This window comes from Xanthomonas sp. WHRI 7064, from assembly GCF_040202355.2.
In the GTDB taxonomy this organism is placed as follows: domain Bacteria; phylum Pseudomonadota; class Gammaproteobacteria; order Xanthomonadales; family Xanthomonadaceae; genus Xanthomonas; species Xanthomonas arboricola.
This window is the reverse complement of sequence record NZ_CP167821.1, coordinates 550,353-568,006: the sequence shown is the minus strand read 5'-3', so window position 1 is coordinate 568,006 and position 17,654 is coordinate 550,353. Positions and strand designations below refer to the sequence as shown.

The following is a 17,654-nucleotide window of genomic DNA, read 5'->3' as shown; positions in this document are numbered from 1 at the left end:
TGACGGGCAGCCAGGCTGGGCACCACAACACGTTGCACCACTCAAACCCGCACCGACCCAGTTAACCGCACCAACCACAAATCCCGAATCCCGAACAGCGAATCCCCAATCCCCGCCCTCAAAGCACCCCACGCTTCATCTGGTCGCGCTCGATGCTCTCGAACAGCGCCTGGAAATTACCTTCGCCGAAGCCCTCGTTGCCCTTGCGCTGGATGATCTCGAAGAAGATCGGGCCGATGCAGTTCTGGGTGAATATCTGCAGCAGCTTGCGCTGCTTGGTGTCCACGTCGGCATCGATCAGGATCTTGTTGCGGCGCAGGCGTTCGACATCCTCGCCGTGATCGGGGATGCGCAGGTCCACCACGTCGAAATAGGTGTCGGGCGTATCCAGGAATGTCACGCCGGCCTCGCGCATCTTTTCCACCGAACTGTAGATGTCGTCGGTGAAGCAGGCGATGTGCTGGATGCCTTCGCCGTGGTAGGCGTCCAGATACTCGTTGATCTGGCTCTTGGGGTCGGAGGATTCGTTGAGCGGAATGCGCACGATGCCGTCCGGGGCGGTCATCGCCTTGGACACCAGGCCGGTCTTGGCACCCTTGATGTCGAAGTAGCGGATCTCGCGGAAGTTGAACAGGCGCTCGTAATAGTCCGACCAGCGCTGCATGTTGCCGAAGTACAGGTTGTGGGTCAGGTGGTCGATGAAGGTCAGCCCGAAGCCGGCCGGGTGCTGGTCAGCGCCTTCGATCGGCTCGTAGTCGGCGTCGTAGATGCTGCCCGCATCGCCGTAGCGGTCGACCAGATACAGCATGCAGTCGCCAATGCCCTTGACCACCGGGGCCGGCACGGCGCGGGTGTCGGCCTTGTCCTGCACCGCTTCGCCGCCATTGCCCAGCACGGTCTGCAACACCGTCTCGGCCGGGGTGCGGAAGCGGATCGCAAAGCCGCAGGCGCTCGGGCCGTGCGCGGCGGCGAAATCGGCGGCAAACGAATCGGGCTCTTCGTTGAGCAGGAAGTTGACCCCGCCCTGGCGATAGACGGTAATGGCACGGCTGCGGTGGCGCAGCACCGCGCTGAAGCCCATCTTGCGGAAATAGTCATGCAGCTGCGCTGCCTGCTCGGCGGGCGCGGCGAATTCGACGAATTCGAACCCGTCGATCCCCATCGGATTGTCGAAGGTGGTGACCTGCATGCCCAGGTTCGGGCGGGTTGCGGTACTGCTCGGTTGTGCGCTCATCGTCGTTTCTCCACGCTAGGCCGTCCGCAGGGCTATGCGGGGTGGCAGAAGACCCGCGAGAATGCGCAGGCCACCCAAGGTTTGTAGTTGCAAATGAAACCAAAATCAAGACACAGTGCAACATGAGCGATCTCGACGCCCCCACCCCGCCGCCACATCCTGTGCTGCTCAACCTTGAGCAGTTCCTGCCGTATCGCCTGAGCGTGCTGTCCAACCGCATCAGCAGCAACATCGCCAAGGTCTACGGCGATCGTTACGGCATGGCCATTCCCGAGTGGCGGGTGATCACCATCCTGGCGCTGTATCCGGGTTCCTCGGCCAGCGAGGTCTCCGACCGCACCGCGATGGATAAAGTTGCAGTCAGCCGCGCCGTGGCGCGCTTGCTGGAGCGCGGCTTCATCCGCCGCGAAACCCATGGCGACGACCGCCGCCGCTCGATGCTGGCACTGTCGCCGGCCGGCCGCCAGGTCTACGAGACCGTCGCCCCGCTGGTCAACGAGATGGAACAGCGGCTGATGTCGGTGTTCAGTGCCGAGGAGCAGCAGATCCTGGAAAAGCTGATCGACCGGCTGGCCAAGGACGGGCTGCCGCGCATGGCCGGCAAGGACTGATAAAAAAACCCCCGCAGTGCGGGGGTTTTTGCATGTCACGGCAACGACGGATCAGGCCTGCGGCGGCGCCCACTGCTTGAGGAAGTCGAACAGCTTCCGGCGGTCGAAGCCCTCGCCCTTGCGCAGGTCCGGGCCGGTCTGGGTGGTCAGCAGCTTGCCGTCGTTGTCCAGCACCAGCAGCGACGGATAGTCGTTGAGCTGGGCGAACTGCGACAGGAACGCGGCATTCTCGTTGGCCGCATCGCGATTGACCTTGACCACCACAAAGTGCGCATCGCGGAAGCTGCGCAGCTCCGCATCGCCGCCCATCAGTTCGTCCAGCGCCTTGCACGGCTCGCAGGCCGCATTGCCGACATTGAGCACGATGCGCTTGCCGCCGCGCTTGGCCTCGACCTTGGCGGTCTCCAGATCGGCGGCCGGATCGCGCGAGGGGTCGTACTGCGCATTGAGCGCCGCCGCCGCGGCGATGTCCGCCGCGGTGGGCGTATTGCCCGAGGACACCGGCTGGCTGGGATCGGCGCTGGGCGGCTTCTGCATCGAGGTATCCAGCGGCCGTGGCGCCTCCTGTTGCTCGGTGGGCTGCCCGCAGGCGCTCAACAGACCTGCCAGCAGCAGGCCACAGACAGTGGGTTTGATCGGCATTGCTGTTCTCCTCACTTCACACCATGCATCAGTTTGTTGATCAACGGCGCGATCAGGAACAACACCGCGCCAGCGCCCAATAGCGCCCAAAATCCGAAGGTATACCCGCTCAGGGCCGAGGACACGCTCATCCCTTCGCTTCCGCTGACATGCCCGGCGAAAATGCCCGACAGGTTGTTGCCGATGCCGGTGGACAAAAACCAGCCGCCCATTCCGAAACCGACCAGGCGCACCGGCGCCAGCTTGGTCACCATCGACAGGCCGATCGGCGACAGGCACAGCTCGCCCACCGACTGGATCACGTACACCATGAACAAGGTCCAGAACGGCACCTTGCCAGCATCGTTGACCAGGCTCGACAGTGCAAACATCAGCAGCAGGAACGCCAGGCCGTTGAACAGCAGGCCCAGGCCGAACTTGCGCGGAATCGACGGGTTGAAGCGGCCGGCCTTGACCCAGATCCAGGCGATGATCGGCGCCAGCGTGATGATGGCAATCGAGTTCACCGACTGGAACCAGGCGGTGGGGAAGGTCCAGTCGCCGAAACCGCGGTCGACGATGTTGTCGGCCAGGAAAGTGAACGAGCTGCCGGCCTGTTCGAAGAACATCCAGAACAGCACGTTGAAGGCGAAGATGATCAGCATCGCGATCACCTTGTCGCGCTGCACCTTGCCTTCGCGGATGCCTTCGACCAGCAGCATCACCGACAGACCGACGAACAACACGGTCAGCACGATCTGCAGCACGTCCGCACCGACGGCGAGCAGGAAGTACACCACCGGGATCGCCAGCACGCAGCCGACCAGCACCATCAGCACGCGGCCGATGCCCTGCGCGTTCGGCGCCGGTGCACCGATGCCCTTGAGCTGCGCGCGGCCGATCCAGAACCACACCAGGCTGATCAGCATGCCCGCGCCGGAGGCCATGAACACCATCTTGTAGGACGGCATGGCCTGGGTGCCGAACACCTTTTCGGCCAGCAACTGGGTCAGCACCGGCGAGATCATCGCGCCGAGGTTGATGCCCATGTAGAAGATGGTGAAGCCGCTGTCGCGGCGCGGATCGGCCACCGAGTACAGCTTGCCGACCATGGTGGAGATGTTCGGTTTGAACAGCCCGTTGCCCACCACCACGGTGGCCAGGCCGATCTCGAACATGGTGTGGTCGGGAATGGCGATCAGGAACAGGCCGGTGGCCATGACGGCCGCACCGACCAGGATCGAGCGTTGGTAGCCGAGCACGCGGTCGGCCACGTAGCCGCCGAAGATCGCTGCCGCATACACCAGCGCCAAATAGGCGCCATAGGTGCGTCCGGCCGGCGCCTGGCCGGTGGCATCGCCGTTGAAGAACTGCGCCACGATGTACAGCACCAGCGCCCAACGAATGCCGTAGAACGCGAAGCGTTCCCAGAATTCGGTCATGAACAGCATCCACAGCGGCCGGGGATGACCGAGCAGCGTAGGGAACTCGGGCGGTGCCGGCGGCGGCGGAGTGGCGGCGGAAGTCGGCGCGGTAGCGTCAACGCTCATGGAATGTCCCTTGCGTATTCAGTAATGGCTGGGTGCCCGGAGCGTACCCCGGGAGACGCGCGAGGATCACTTAGACGTCATGTACGCGTCAAATTCGCAGGACTCGCCGGCCTGATGGCGGCCGCTCTGCGGGGATGACGCCCGTAGCGACCCGCTCAGCCCTTCTCAGACTCACCGCGCGCCCCACCCGCCGGCTCACGACCTTCCACACCCACCGAGGTGCGCACGTCGAACAGCTCCGGGAAGAACGTCAGCGCCAGCGCCTGCTGCAGAAAGCCCACGCCGCTGGACCCGCCGGTGCCGCGCTTGAAGCCGATCACCCGCATCACCGTGCGCATATGGCGGAAGCGCCAGAGCTGGAACTGGGTTTCCACATCGACCAGGTCCTCGCACAGCGAGTACTCGCGCCAGTAGCGGTCGGTGTTTTCGTAGATGCGCTCGAACACCGGGCGCAGGCTGTCGTCGGCCACATGCGCGCAGGTCCAGTCGCGGGCCTGGTATTGCGGCGGAATCGCATGCCCGAAGCGCGCCAGGTAGCGCAGGAACTCCTCGTAAAGGCTGGGCGCTTCCAGCACCTCACGCAGCCGCGCCTGCCCCTGCGGGTCGTACGCGAACACCTGCAGCATCTGCGGGTTCTTGTTGCCGAGCAGGAACTCGATATAGCGGTATTGCAGCGACTGGAAGCCGGACGAGGGGCCCAGCACATCGCGGAATCCCATGTACTCGCTCGGCGTCAGCGTTTCCAGTACCGACCACTGTTCGGTGAGCTGGCGCAGCACCTGCTTGCTGCGCGCCAGCACCTTGCGGCACTGCCAGACCTGGTCGTTCTGCAGGTGCACCATCGCCGCGCGCAGCTCGTGCGCCAGCAGCTTCAGCCACAGCTCGGAGGTCTGGTGCTGGATGATGAACAGCATCTCGTCGTGGTGCGCCGGTTCGGACAGGGGCTGCTGCGCCGACAGCAACTGGTCCAGCCGCAGATAGCCGCCGTAGGTCAGCCGCCCCTCCAGATCGGTGTGGATGCCGGGTTCCAGGTCACGCAGATTCTTGTCGACGGGCATGGCAGTGCAGGTGGATCGGGCCGGTCAGGGTAGCTCAGTGGCGGGGAATCGGGATTGGGGAATCGGGATTCGGGATTCGGGAGGCAGGAGTTGCTGCGCGCGGCCTTGATGCATGGCGCGGCAGCGCGCTGCCGTGGCAGCGTCCGGTTTGCCGGGGTGGCCTGCTTACTTGGCAGCCTGACGATGCCGTGACGTACGCGACCGGTACTTCACACCTGAAAAATCCTGCCGCTTTCGACAGGGCAGTCGCAGCCGCTGCGCCGGTGTCACCGTATCGTCAACCAAGGTCTGCAAATTCATGCAGAATCGAACGGCGCTGCCGGCCAGGGACGTGGCCGGACCAGGGGAGCGCTTCACGTCTCATGGATCAGGGGACTCTCATCTCATGCATGTGTTGCAGCGTCGTGCAGCCTTACTTCTCTGTGCGCTGGCGGTTGCCGGCCACGCCAATGCCCAGGTCGTCATCAGCCAGGTCTACGGCGGTGGCGGCAACAGCGGTGCCACCTTTCGCAGCGATTTCGTCGAGCTGCACAACATCGGCAGCACCACGGTCAGCCTGGACGGCTGGTCGGTGCAATATGCCTCGGCCGCCGGCAGCAGCTGGCAGGTCACGCCATTGGCAGGCAGCGTTCCGGCCGGCGGCTACTACCTGGTCAAGCAGGCCGATGGCAGCGGCGGCAGCGTTGCGCTGCCCACGCCTGATGCCACCGGCACCATCGCCATGGGCGGCGGCGCCGGCAAGGTGGCGCTGAGCAACAGCGCCTCCGCGTTGAGCGGCGCCTGCCCCACCGGCAATGCCGATCTGGTCGGCTATGGCAGCACCGCCAGCTGCGCCGAAGGCAATGCGCCCACGCCGGCGCCCAGCAATACGCTGGCAGTGCTGCGCGGCGGCGATGGCTGCAGCGACACCGACAACAACGCGGCCGATTTCGCCACCGGCGCGCCGGCCCCGCGCAACGCCGCCAGCCCCGCACGGCTGTGCAGCGGCGGCGGCCAGCCGATCGCCACGCTGGCCGACGTCAGCCAGGCCGAAGGCAACAGCGGCAGCCGCAGTTTCGTGTTCACGCTGAGTCTGAGCCAGCCGGCCGGCGCAGGCGGGGTGAGCTTCACCGCCGCCACCGCCGATGGCACGGCCACGGCCGGCAGCGACTATGTCGCCCTGGCCGCCTCCAGCGTCCGCATCGCCGCCGGCGAGCGCAGCGCCAGCATCACCGTGGAGGTGCTGGGCGACACCACGCCCGAACCCGACGAGACCTTCGCGCTGCAGATCAGCGGCCTCACCGGCGCGTTGCCGGCCACGCTGAGCGCCACCGGCACCATCCTCAACGATGACTTCAGCCTGCTGCCGATCCACGCCATCCAGGGCAAGGGCGCACGCTCGCCGCTGGAAGGCCAGGTGGTCGCCACCTCGGGCATCGTCACTGCCCGTCGCAGCGCCGGCTTCTTCCTGCAGGCACCGGATGCCGAAACCGATGGCGATCCGGCCACCTCCGAAGGCGTCTACGTCTACACCGGCAGCGCACCGCCGGACGCCGCCGCCATCGGCAACCGGGTGCGCGTGCAGGGCACGGTGCTCGAGTACGTGCCCACTGCCGACCCGACCCAGCCGCCGCTGACCGAGATCGGCGGCAGCCTGACCGTGCTGCTGGATTCCACCGGCAACCCGCTGCCGATGCCGGTGGCGCTGAGCGCGAACTTCCCCAACCCGAACGGCGCCTTTGATCAGCTCGAAGCGCTGGAAGGCATGCGCGTCACCGCTGCCAGCCTCACCGTCAATGCGCCCACCGGCGGCAGCGTCAACGAGACCAACGCCACTGCCACCAGCAATGGCGTGTTCCATGCAGTGGTCACCGGCCTGCCGCGCGCCTTTCGCGAGCCCGGCGTGCAGTTGCCCGACCCGCTGCCGGCTGGCTCGCCTGCCGGTGTGCCGCGCTGGAACACCAACCCGGAAGTGATCGCCGTCGGTAGTGCCGGCGTGGGTGCCGAACGGTTGGATTTGGCCTCCGGCTGCGTCGTGCTGGATGTCACCGGCCCGCTGGATTACAGCTTCCGCCGCTACACGCTGTATCCGGAACGCACCCCGCAGGTGAACTGCAACGGTGCCGACCAACCACGCCCGGCACCGATGCCGCAGGCCGACGACGTGGCCGTGGCGACCTACAACATGGAGCGCTTCTTCGACGACCAGAACGACCCGGCGATCGGCGAACCGGTGCTCACTCCGGCCGCGTTCCAGGCCCGCCTCAACAAGGCCTCGCTGGCGATCCGCAACTACCTGCACACGCCCGACATCCTGGGTACAGTGGAGGTGGAAAACATCAGCGTGCTGCAGACCCTGGCTGCGCGCATCAATGCCGATGCGGTGGCCGGCGGGCAGCCCAACCCGCAGTACGTGGCCTACCTGCAGGAAGGCAATGACGTCGGCGGCATCGACGTCGGCTTCCTGGTCAAGACCGCCGAGGTCGCCAGCCGCGTGCCGCGCGTGGAAGTGGTGTCCATCGCCCAGGAAGGCAAGACCACCACCTGGACCGAACCGGGCGGTGGCGTGAGCCTGCTCAACGATCGCCCACCGCTGGTGCTCACCGCCAGGGTGCACCAGGCCGATGGCCGCGTGCTGCCGCTGACCGCCATCGTGGTGCATCAACGCTCGCTCAACGGCGCCGAGACCGACGATGCGGCCGGCACCCGCATCCGCGCCAAACGCCGGGCCCAGGCCGAGTACCTGGCGCGCCTGCTGCAGGCGCGCCAGCAGCTCGACCCGGCCGAACAGGTGCTGGTGATGGGCGACTTCAACGCCTTCGAGTTCAACGACGGCTATGTGGATGCGATGGGCACCGTCACCGGCCGGCCGGCGCCGGATGCGCAGACCGTGGTGAGCGGCGATGGCGCGGACCTGGTCAACCCGGACTACACCGACCTGACCTGGTTCAATACGCCCGACCAGAGCTACTCGTACGCCTTCGACGGCAACGTGCAGTCGCTCGATCACATCCTGGCCAACGAGGCGCTGATGCGCGCACCCGGCATCGCCTCGCTGTCGGTGGGCCACGCACGCATCAATGCCGACTTCCCCGGTACTGCGCGCAACGATGCCAATACGCCCACGCGCTTGTCCGACCACGACCCCACCGTGGTGCTGCTGCGCATGGCGCCCGCGTTGCGTGCCGACCTGGGCGCAACGGTCACTGCGGCACGCGCACAGGTCACCGAAGGCGAGCGCATCGACTTCAGTGTGGATGTGGAGAACCGTGGGCCCGACAGCGCGGCGTTTGCCGCAGTGGCACTGGCCTTCGATGCCGCGGTCAGCCCACGGGTCACCGCGGCACCGGGCTGGAGCTGCCAGGCGCCGGAAACCACGACGCAGACCGTGGTCACCTGCACCATCGCCTCGCTGGCAGCCGGTAACGCACAGCGCTTTGCCGTGCAGGTCGACGCTGGCGCAGAACTGGCAGGACGCACGCTGACCCTGGCCGCCTCGGTCGCCTCGCAAACGCCCGACCCGCAGCCGGACAACAACACCGACACCGCCGCAGTCAGTGTGCAGCCAGCGCTGCGCAGCGATCTGGCAGTGCGCCTGGAAGGCCCTGCCACGCTGCCGACCACCGCCTTCAACGCCACCTACCGGGTGTTGCTGGACAACCGCGGCAACGCAGCGGCCACCGGGGCCAGCGTGCGGATCGAAGGCAACACGGTGTCGGCGCTGTCACTGCTGGTGCCGCCCAGCGGCTGGCGTTGTGCCAAGCAACTGCAGTCGTTGCGCAACGCAGTGTTTGTCTGCAGCACCGCCGCCGCAGTGCAATCGGGCGCGCAGGCCGTGTTCCAGCTGACCGTCGCGGCAAAGCCGATCCCGGCCGAACGCGCGGTGCGGGTGCAGGCCAGCGCCAGCTCGACCTCGCCCGATGCCAACCCAGCCGACAACACGGCGCTGATCGTCACCCCGATCGGTGGAGGCGCCGGCCGCCGCTGATTGCAGTGCAACACGTCGCAGTTCTGTACTGCGACAAAGGGCGCGGCCTGGTCCGCGCCCTTTTTTTTGTGCAAGCCAGCATCATTGTGTGCTGCGGTGCAGGACAGCTTTTTGCTGCGTGGTCCTTAACATCGCAACTCATATCATTTGAAACTTCTTGGTGAAGGTGTCGCCGCAATGAGCGTAGCCGCGCAGTTCGAGATCGAATACCTGCAATACATGGATGCGGACGGCCAGATCGTCCGCGACGACCTGCCGGCCGACGCCGCCAACCCGCAACAGTTGCTCGCGCTGTTCAAGCGCATGCTGTTCGTGCGCACCTTCGACAGCAAGTCGGTCGCGCTGCAGCGCACCGGCAAGCTGGGCACCTATGCGGCCTGCCTCGGCCACGAAGCCACCCACGTGGGCATCGGCGCATCGATGCGCAGCGGCGATGTGTTCGCGCCCAGCTATCGCGAGTACGGCACCATGTTCGAACGCGGCGTGCGCCCCCGCGACGTGCTGCTGTACTGGGGCGGCGACGAACGCGGCAGCGACTATCCGCGCGATGCCGATGCGGCCATCGACTTCCCGATCTGCGTGCCGATCTCCACCCAGTGCCTGCACGCGGCCGGTTCGGCGCTGTCGTTCAAGCTGCAGGGCAAGCCGCAGGTGGCAGTGGCCTGCTGCGGCGATGGCGGCAGCTCCAAGACCGACTTCTACGCCGCGCTCAATTCGGCCGGTGCCTACAAGCTGCCGCTGATCCTATGCGTGATCAACAACGGTTGGGCGATCTCGGTGCCGCGCTCGGCGCAGACCGGCGCACAGACGCTGGCGCAGAAGGGCCTGGCCGGCGGCCTGCATTGCCTGCAGGTGGACGGCAACGACCTGATCGCAGTGCTCGAGGCGATGCGTCAGGCGCGTGCGCGTGCACTGGCCGGCGACGGCGGCACGGTGATCGAGTTCCTGACCTACCGCCTGTCCGATCACACCACCGCCGACGATGCGCGGCGCTACCGCGGCGAAGAAGAGGTCAAGCAGGGCTGGGCGCGCGAGCCGCTGCTGCGCCTGCGCCGTTATCTCACCGCGCAGGGCCTGTGGGACGAGGCGCAGGAAACCGCCTGGAAGGCCGAATGCGGCGCGCGCGTGGACGAAGAGGTCAACGCCTACCTCAACACGCCGGTACAGCCGGTCGAAGCGATGTTCGATTACCTCTACGGCGACCCGCCGGCCGAGTTGCTGGCCCAGCGCGCCGAGGTGATGGCGCAGGAGGCCCGCCATGGATGAGCTCAACCAGTCACACCTGGCTGCGACACAGCAGCAGGCCAGTGCCCCTTACAACGCCGCAGCCACGCGCGGAGAGATCGCCATGAGTTCGCCCATCACCTTGATCGAAGCCATCACCCAGGCGCTGGCCTGGGAGCTGGAACACGACCCTGCGGTGCTGGTGCTGGGCGAGGATGTCGGCGTCAACGGCGGCGTGTTCCGCGCCACCGCCGGACTGCAGCAGCGCTTCGGCAGCGAGCGGGTGCTGGACACGCCGCTGGATGAAACCACCATCGCCGGCCTGAGCGTCGGCCTGGCCGCGCAGGGCATGAAGCCGGTGGCCGAAGCGCAGTTCGACGGCTTCGTGTATCCCATGGTCGATCACCTGATCTGCCACGCCGCACGCCTGCGCAACCGCACCCGCGGCCGCCTGCATTGCCCGATGGTGCTGCGCGTGCCGTGGGGCGGCGGCATCCGCGCGCCGGAACATCACAGCGAAGCCAACGAAGCCATCTTCACCAACGTGCCCGGCTTGCGTGTGGTGCTGCCGTCCTCGCCGCAGCGCGCCTATGGCCTGTTGCTGGCCGCGATCCGCGACCCGGATCCGGTGATCTACATGGAGCCCAAGCGCATCTACCGCCAGTACAAGGAAGTGGTCGCCAACGATGGCGAGGCGCTGCCGCTGGACGTGTGCTTCGTGCTGCGCGACGGCACCGACGTCACCCTGGTCACCTGGGGCGCGCAGGTCAAGGAAGCGCTGGAAGCGGCCGACAAACTCGCCGGCGAAGGCATCAGCGCCGAGGTCATCGACGTGGCCACGCTGCGCCCGCTGGACTTCGACACCATCGCCGAATCGGTGGCCAAGACCGGCCGCTGCGTGATCGTGCAGGAAGCCCCGCGCACCGCCGGCTTCGGTGCGGAGATCGCCGCACAGCTGGCGGAAAAATCGATGTACGACCTGCTCGCACCGGTCGAACGCGTCACCGGCTACGACACGCATATCCCGCTGTTCCGGCTGGAAATGAAGTATCTGCCGAGCGTGGAACGCATCGTCACCGCCGCCCGTCGCGCGGTGGCCGCCGGCTGACATGCGCGCCCGTCTGCTCTGCGACTACCGCGCCGCGTACGCCAACCCGATCCGCTTCCGTGCTGGCCAGCAGGTGACCATCGGCGTGCGCGATGAGGAATGGCCGGCCTTCGCCTGGGTCAACACCGGCGACGGCCATGCCGGCTGGGCCCCGGTGGCCTGGCTGCGCCCGCTGGGCGACGGCCAGGCCGAAGCCCTGCGCGACTACGACGCACGCGAACTCGATGCCCACCAGGGCGAGGACGTGCTGCTGCATTACGAACATGGCGGTTGGTGGTGGTCCGAGCGTGCCGATGGCATGCAGGGCTGGCTACCGGCCGCCGACCTCGAACTCCTCGACGACACCACGCCGCCGCTGCCTGCGGCGCAAGAGAACCTGCCATGAGCGAAGCAAAGAATTTCCACCTGCCCGACCTGGGCGAAGGCCTGCCCGACGCCACCATCGTCGAATGGTTCGTCAAGGAGGGCGACAGCGTGCGCCTGGACGATCCGCTGGTCTCGATGGAGACCGCCAAGGCGGTGGTCGAGGTGCCCTCGCCGTTTTCCGGCACCGTGACCAAGCTCGCCGGTGCCGCCGGCGACATCATCGTCACCGGTGCGATGCTGGCGCAGTTCGCGCTGGACGCCTCGCAGCCGCAGCGCGCCGATGGTCAGGACACCGGCCACTCGCATGGCCCTGCACCCACGCACACGCCCAGCACCGGCGACAGCGCGGCCGGCCCGACCGCGCGCGTGGTCGCCTCCGACAACGGCGGCGAGATTGCCGACGCCGATTCCAGTGACGAGAGCGAGCGTGACGACGCCGGTACCGTGGTCGGTGCGATGCAGAGCTCCAACGCGGTGCAGAGCGAACAGGCGATCGCCGTGGGCGGCGTGCGCGCGATGCCGGCCGTGCGCGCGCTGGCGCGCAAGCTGCGCGTGGACCTGGCCCAGATCCGTGCGAGCGGCCCGGATGGCACGGTGACGATGGCGGATGTGAAGCAGGCCGCCGCGGCCGGCAGCGCGCCGCTGTCTGTAGCGCGCGCCGGCGCCTCGGTCACGCCGAGCAACGGCAACAACGCGCCGGCAGCCGCCTCGCACGCCGCTGCCGGCACGCAATCGGCAACCAGCGCAGCCGGCAACGCGCAACTGCGTGCAGCGCTGTCTGCCAGCGGCAAACCGATGCGTACCCAGTCGCCAGGCGTGGTCGCCAAAGGCCAGCCGGAGCAGCTCAAGGGCGTGCGCCGCAACATGGCGCGCGTGATGGCCGATGCGCACAGCAAGGTGGTGCCGACCACGCTCAACGACGATGCCGACATCCACGCCTGGCAGCCCGGCAACGATGTCACCGTGCGGCTGGTACGCGGCATCGTGCGGGCGTGCCAGGCGGTTCCCGCGCTCAATGCCTGGTTCGACGGCGAGGCGCTCAGCCGCACCCTGCACACCCAGGTGGATATCGGCATTGCGGTGGACACCGAGGAAGGCCTGTTCGTGCCCGCACTGCGCAATGCCGACATGCTCGACGCGCACGGCATCCGCGAGAGCGTCAACCGGCTGCGCCAGCAGGTGGAAAACCGCAGCATCGCCGCGTCGGAACTGAGCGGCTACACCATCTCGCTGTCCAACTTCGGCATGTTCGCCGGCCGCTACGCCACCCCGGTAGTAGTACCGCCATGCGTGGCCATCGTCGCCGCCGGCCGTGCGCGCTACCAGCTCACTCCGGTGATGGGCGGGGTGGAAACCCACAAGGTGATGCCGCTGTCGCTGACCTTCGACCACCGCGCCGCCACCGGCGGCGAAGCCGCGCGTTTCCTGCGCGCACTGCTGGACGATCTGGCGCTGGCCAACTGACGCACGGATTGCAGGTAGAGCGGCTGATCCTGGCTGCGGGGCCCTTGCCCGCCCACCATCGCGGGACACGCCGCAAGTACGTCCTTGTAGGCTCTTACGCGGCATCCATGCCGCGTAAGGTCCCGCGCCGGTGGGCGCGCAAGGACCAGTCTAGATGGTCGGTGTGCATGGTTAAGAGCAGTGCGTGATGCGGCGTGTGGATTACTGCGCATCCGATCAGTTGCCAATGCCAGGTTTGGCTACAGGGCCCTTGCCGCCCACCATCGCGGGACACGCCGCAAGTACATCCTTGTAGGCTCTTACGCGGCATCCATGCCGCGTAAGGTCCCGCGACGGTGAGCGGGCAAGGACCAGTCGAGATGGTCGGTGTGCGCGGTTACAAGCAGGCATGACGCGGCGTCTGGATTGCGGCGCATACGATCAGTTGCAAACCCCAGGTTTGGCTGCAGGGCCCTTGCCGCCCACCATCGCGGGACACGCCGCGAGTACGTCCTTGTAGGCTCTTACGCGGCATCCATGCCGCGTAAGGTCCCGCGACGATGGGCCGGCAAGGACCAGTCGAGATGGTCAGTGTGCACGGTCAAGAGCGGTGCGCGATGTGCATCGTTGGAGCACGATGGGTGGGTTCAATGGCTCAGTGGTCGATGCATGTCGAGCAAGCAGCTTTCATTCGACCACCGACCAACTTTCTGGTGCGGTGCCCTCGCAGGTTGCGGGACCCTCGGCGGCATGGATGCCGCCGAGGAGCCTCCACGGATGGATTCACGGCGTGTCCCGCAAGCGGTGAGGGCACCGCGCACTCGACGGACCAGTCTTTTGATTCAAACATCTGATCGCGCCTAAGAATCCATGGGGTCGAAGTCTTGACTGCGTTACGCGTTGTGCCGCGATGGACTTGGACGATGTGGAGAGATGCGCTGCCGAGCGGCGGCGCTGCGCTCTGGTTGCGGCGCCCTGCCCGCCCATCGATGCATTGCCCAGCGGCAACCCCGCATGACGTCCCACCGACCATTGCAGCGCAAATGCCTGGATAATCGACCCATGTCATTTGCCCATCTCTCGCTGTCGCCACAGCTGCAGCCATTCTTCGACACTGCGCTGACTCGCGCCGGTCACCACACGCCCACGCCGATCCAGCAGCAGGCCATTGCGCCGATGCTGCAGGGGCGCGATCTGATCGCGATGGCGCAGACCGGCTCGGGCAAGACGCTGGCCTATGCGCTGCCGCTGCTGCAGCAACGTTGCCTGGCGCCCGACACCGCGCCGCGCGTGCTCGGGGCACTGGTGCTGGTGCCCACGCGCGAACTCGCTGCGCAGGTCGAAGACACCTTGCGTCAACTGGCCGCGCATCTGCCGCGGCGGCTCAAGATCGTGGCGGCTACCGGCGGCAGTTCGATCAATCCGCAGCTGCTCGCCCTGCGCGGGGGTGCCGATATCGTGGTCGCCACGCCCGGGCGGCTGCTGGATCTGGTCGGCCACAACGCGCTGCGCCTGAGCGAAGTCGCCACACTCGTGCTGGATGAAGCCGACCGTCTGCTCGAGCTGGGCTTCGGTGCCGAGCTCGATCGCATCCTGGCCTTGCTGCCGACGCAGCGCCAGAGCGTGCTGTTTTCGGCCACGTTTCCGCCCGGCATCGCCTCGCTGGCCAAGCGTCGCCTGCGCGACCCGCTACGCATCACCGTTGCCGCCACCCCGGAGGCTGCGCCTGCGATCGAACAACGCGCGATCGCCGTCGATGCCGGCCAGCGCACGCAACTGCTGCGCCACCTGCTGCAGGAGCATGGTTGGTCGCATGTGCTGGTGTTCGTCGCCAGCCGGCACACCGCCGAAAAAGTCGCCGAAAAACTCGGCAAGACCGGCATCAATGCGCAGCCGCTGCACGGCGAACTGAGCCAGGGCCGCCGCGAGCGTACGTTGCACGCCTTCAAACAGCGCGAGCTGCAGGTGCTGGTGGCCACCGACCTGGCCGGACGCGGTATCGATATCGATGCGCTGCCGGCCGTGATCAATTACGACCTGCCGCGCTCGACGGTGGATTACACCCATCGTATCGGCCGCACCGCACGCGCCGGCGCCAGCGGCCTTGCGATCAGCTTCGTCACGGCAGAGAGCCAGCCGCAATGGCGTTTGATCGAAAAACGCCAGGGCCTGCGCGTACCGACCAGCCTGGTCGCCGGGTTCGAGCCGAGCCCGGCGACCGCGGCGCCTGCAACACAGATGCCGAAGACCGGCACGCGCGCTGCGGACGACAACGGCGGCATCAAGGGCAGGCGGCCGAGCAAGAAGGACAAGCAACGCGCGGCAGCGGCGACGCAGGCAGGCAAGCCCGACTGAAGGCGCTGCGTGACATCTGACGCGCTGGCGTCACGCCAAGGCGGACGCCATGCGAAGACTCAGTCCTGCTCGAAATCCAGCTCGCCGCCCGGGGCGCTGTCGCCATCGGCACGCGGAGTCCGCTTGCCGGGCTTGCGCAGGATTTCCACGAAGAACTGCTCGCCACCTTCGCTGGTGAGCGCATTGATCGAGCGGATCAGCTCGGCCGGCGGCAGCGGCGCAGCACTGGCCTCGTCCACCCCGAAGCGCATGTCGAAGTCCCAATAATCCGCCCCTTCCGGCAAGTCCTTGCGACGCTCGCGGCGGATGTACTTGCGGATATCGTGCTTGCTGGATTCCAGCAGACGATCGCGGTTCTTGCCTTCGAGGTTGAGCTGGTAGGTCTTGCGCATGGCGACATCGGTTGGGAGCTGGCCGCCTATTGTGAGGCCACACGGCCGTTCTGGGTGAATCGCCGGGGATCCGGTGGCCGGCGGCATGGGCGCAAGCGTTTGCCTGTGTCGGCGTGGAGAAGGCCACGCGCGCCCTCCGCCAGCATGGATGCACGCCGCCGCTACGGCGCGACGGGCGGCGCATCGATGCAGGCTGGCACAGGCGGGCAGGCCGCCACCGCCTCATGCACGACGACGGCGTGTCGCAACCCTCGGCCTGCCACCTGGCTGCTGCCGCGCTGGCTGCCCGGCAGCAAGATCGCAGCGTGGCGTTCCATTATCGGCACGTTGGCGCACCGTACACGCGCGGGCGTGCCGCAGTGCTCATCCCTTTAAGGCGGTTGCCGATGCGGCAGCGTGACTGCTCTCGTCCCCTTGCCGTTCGGCCGCAATCACCTCATCGGCGTGATCCTGGCACCAGTGCAGCAGCGCGAGCAGTGGCGCTTCCAGCGTCTCGCCCAGCGCGGTGCGCCGATATTGCACGGCCACCGGCGAGGAGGAGATCACTTCCCTGCTGATCAGGCCGATGCGCTCGAGCCGCCGCAGCGCTTCGGTCAGCGACTTGTGGGTCACGCCGTCCAGCTGCCGCTTGATGTTGTTGAACCGCGTGGGCCCGTTGCACAGCACGGTCATGATCATGATCGACCACTTGTTGGCGATTGGCTCCAGCACCGTCCGGATATCGGCAACCCGCGTGAGGCTGCACGGGGTGGCGGTTTCCTCAGCCATATCTAGTTACCTCAAGGTGCGTAATTGAAACTAAGTATATGATGGATATCATCTTGCTGGTGCTGAAAACCGATTGGACGGGCAGTCCCCCGCGTCCAGTCCCGCATCGACAACCAACGAGAGAATGTCGATGTCAACGAATGAGCTCCACGGCAAAGTGGCCCTGATTACCGGCGCCTCCAGCGGCATCGGTAGCGCAACGGCAAAGAAACTCGCAGCGGCAGGAATGAAGGTGGGCATTGCCGCACGCCGCATCGACCGGCTGCAGGCATTGAAGTCAGACATTGAACAGGCGGGCGGCCAGGCCGTGGTGCTGGAAATGGATGTCGCCAACAAGCACTCGGTCACTGCCGGCGTCGCAGCACTGATCGCCGCTTATGGCGCAATCGATGTGCTGGTCAACAACGCCGGCATCATGCCGCTGTCCGGCATCGATGACTTCCATACCGACGAATGGGAACAGATGATCGATGTCAATGTGAAAGGCGTGCTCAACGTGGCCGCAGCGGTGCTGCCGCAGATGATCAAGCAACATTCCGGCCACGTCTTCAATACTTCCTCGATCGCCGGGCGCAAGGTGTTTGGCCAGGGATTTGCGGTGTACTCGGCAAGCAAGTTTGCAGTCACCGCGTTCACCGAAGGCCTGCGGATGGAAGTCGGCAAGAAGCACAACATCCGCGTCACCAGCATTCAACCGGGCATCGTCGCAACCGAGCTTCCGGCACAGACCACCAGCGCGGAATATCAGGCCATGATGGCCGGTTATGCCGGCACGGTTCGCATGCTGGATCCGATGGATATTGCCGACACCATCCTGTTCGCGGCGCAGGCACCGTCCAACGTCAACATCGCCGAAGTCTTCGTGCTTCCGACCGACCAGGTCTGAGTCACCGCTTCACCAGGCAAACCACAAGGCACGGACGTGCTGTCGGCTGTGCCCTGTACGGCGCCACGGTT

General features: G+C 66.5%; 14 protein-coding genes. 8 read left to right on the top strand and 6 right to left on the bottom strand.

All coding sequences use genetic code 11. The features are described from left to right. Positions 1 to 118: 118 nt before the first annotated feature. On the bottom strand, positions 119 to 1,234 hold the full coding sequence (gene hppD / locus ABQY74_RS02415) for a 4-hydroxyphenylpyruvate dioxygenase (RefSeq protein ID WP_024938217.1): 1,116 nt from the start codon (positions 1,232 to 1,234) through the stop codon (positions 119 to 121). Between the two features lie 122 nt (positions 1,235 to 1,356). On the opposite strand from hppD, the gene ABQY74_RS02410 reads away from it, so the two are divergent. After that, a complete protein-coding gene (locus ABQY74_RS02410; RefSeq protein ID WP_024938218.1) occupies positions 1,357 to 1,845 on the top strand; it encodes a MarR family winged helix-turn-helix transcriptional regulator in 489 nt (162 codons plus the stop codon). 51 nt (positions 1,846 to 1,896) lie between these two features. Here ABQY74_RS02410 and ABQY74_RS02405 read toward each other — a convergent pair whose 3' ends face one another. The 3 genes from ABQY74_RS02405 to ABQY74_RS02395 all read right to left on the bottom strand — a co-directional run bounded on the left by ABQY74_RS02405 (position 1,897) and on the right by ABQY74_RS02395 (position 5,074). Beyond that, the gene (locus tag ABQY74_RS02405; protein ID WP_016901644.1) at positions 1,897 to 2,487 is read right to left on the bottom strand and encodes a thioredoxin family protein; all 591 of its coding nucleotides are present in this window, start codon (positions 2,485 to 2,487) and stop codon (positions 1,897 to 1,899) included. Positions 2,488 to 2,498: 11 nt separating this feature from the next. Continuing rightward, positions 2,499 to 4,016, bottom strand: coding sequence for a peptide MFS transporter (locus ABQY74_RS02400; protein ID WP_039517133.1), 1,518 nt, complete (start codon positions 4,014 to 4,016; stop codon positions 2,499 to 2,501). 155 nt (positions 4,017 to 4,171) lie between these two features. Continuing rightward, positions 4,172 to 5,074 (bottom strand): tryptophan 2,3-dioxygenase, encoded by a 903-nt coding sequence (locus tag ABQY74_RS02395; protein ID WP_102583221.1) that lies wholly within the window; start codon positions 5,072 to 5,074, stop codon positions 4,172 to 4,174. 385 nt (positions 5,075 to 5,459) lie between these two features. Between ABQY74_RS02395 and ABQY74_RS02390 the strand changes: the two genes are divergently transcribed. The 6 genes from ABQY74_RS02390 (at position 5,460) to ABQY74_RS02365 (ending at position 15,537) form a co-directional block, all read left to right on the top strand. Continuing rightward, entirely contained in the window at positions 5,460 to 9,041 is a 3,582-nt protein-coding gene (locus ABQY74_RS02390) for a lamin tail domain-containing protein (RefSeq protein ID WP_349793233.1), read from the top strand. A gap of 177 nt (positions 9,042 to 9,218) precedes the next feature. Beyond that, positions 9,219 to 10,307 (top strand): pyruvate dehydrogenase (acetyl-transferring) E1 component subunit alpha, encoded by a 1,089-nt coding sequence (gene pdhA / locus ABQY74_RS02385; protein WP_016901647.1) that lies wholly within the window; start codon positions 9,219 to 9,221, stop codon positions 10,305 to 10,307. Continuing rightward, positions 10,300 to 11,373 (top strand): alpha-ketoacid dehydrogenase subunit beta, encoded by a 1,074-nt coding sequence (locus ABQY74_RS02380; RefSeq protein WP_039515775.1) that lies wholly within the window; start codon positions 10,300 to 10,302, stop codon positions 11,371 to 11,373. Before pdhA ends, ABQY74_RS02380 begins: the two co-directional genes overlap by 8 nt. A gap of 1 nt (position 11,374) precedes the next feature. Next, positions 11,375 to 11,758: an SH3 domain-containing protein gene (locus ABQY74_RS02375; RefSeq protein ID WP_016901649.1), complete on the top strand. Its 384-nt coding sequence runs from the start codon at positions 11,375 to 11,377 to the stop codon at positions 11,756 to 11,758. After that, positions 11,755 to 13,203, top strand: a complete 1,449-nt coding sequence (locus ABQY74_RS02370) for a dihydrolipoamide acetyltransferase family protein (RefSeq protein WP_349793231.1) — start codon at positions 11,755 to 11,757, stop codon at positions 13,201 to 13,203. The genes ABQY74_RS02375 and ABQY74_RS02370 overlap by 4 nt, the downstream gene beginning before the upstream one ends. 1,041 nt (positions 13,204 to 14,244) lie before the next feature. Continuing rightward, positions 14,245 to 15,537 carry a DEAD/DEAH box helicase gene (locus ABQY74_RS02365; protein WP_349793229.1) on the top strand — a complete coding sequence of 431 codons (1,293 nt, stop codon included), beginning with the start codon at positions 14,245 to 14,247 and terminating at the stop codon, positions 15,535 to 15,537. Positions 15,538 to 15,596: 59 nt separating this feature from the next. On the opposite strand, the gene ABQY74_RS02360 is transcribed toward ABQY74_RS02365, so the two are convergent. Both ABQY74_RS02360 and ABQY74_RS02355 read right to left on the bottom strand, forming a co-directional pair. After that, complete coding sequence (locus ABQY74_RS02360) at positions 15,597 to 15,929, bottom strand: DUF6172 family protein (RefSeq protein ID WP_047127928.1); 333 nt, start codon at positions 15,927 to 15,929, stop codon at positions 15,597 to 15,599. Positions 15,930 to 16,292: 363 nt separating this feature from the next. Then, positions 16,293 to 16,607: a helix-turn-helix domain-containing protein gene (locus tag ABQY74_RS02355; protein WP_243849836.1), complete on the bottom strand. Its 315-nt coding sequence runs from the start codon at positions 16,605 to 16,607 to the stop codon at positions 16,293 to 16,295. Positions 16,608 to 16,770: 163 nt separating this feature from the next. On the opposite strand from ABQY74_RS02355, the gene ABQY74_RS02350 reads away from it, so the two are divergent. After that, positions 16,771 to 17,583, top strand: a complete 813-nt coding sequence (locus tag ABQY74_RS02350; RefSeq protein ID WP_243849834.1) for an SDR family oxidoreductase — start codon at positions 16,771 to 16,773, stop codon at positions 17,581 to 17,583. Positions 17,584 to 17,654: the final 71 nt, after the last annotated feature.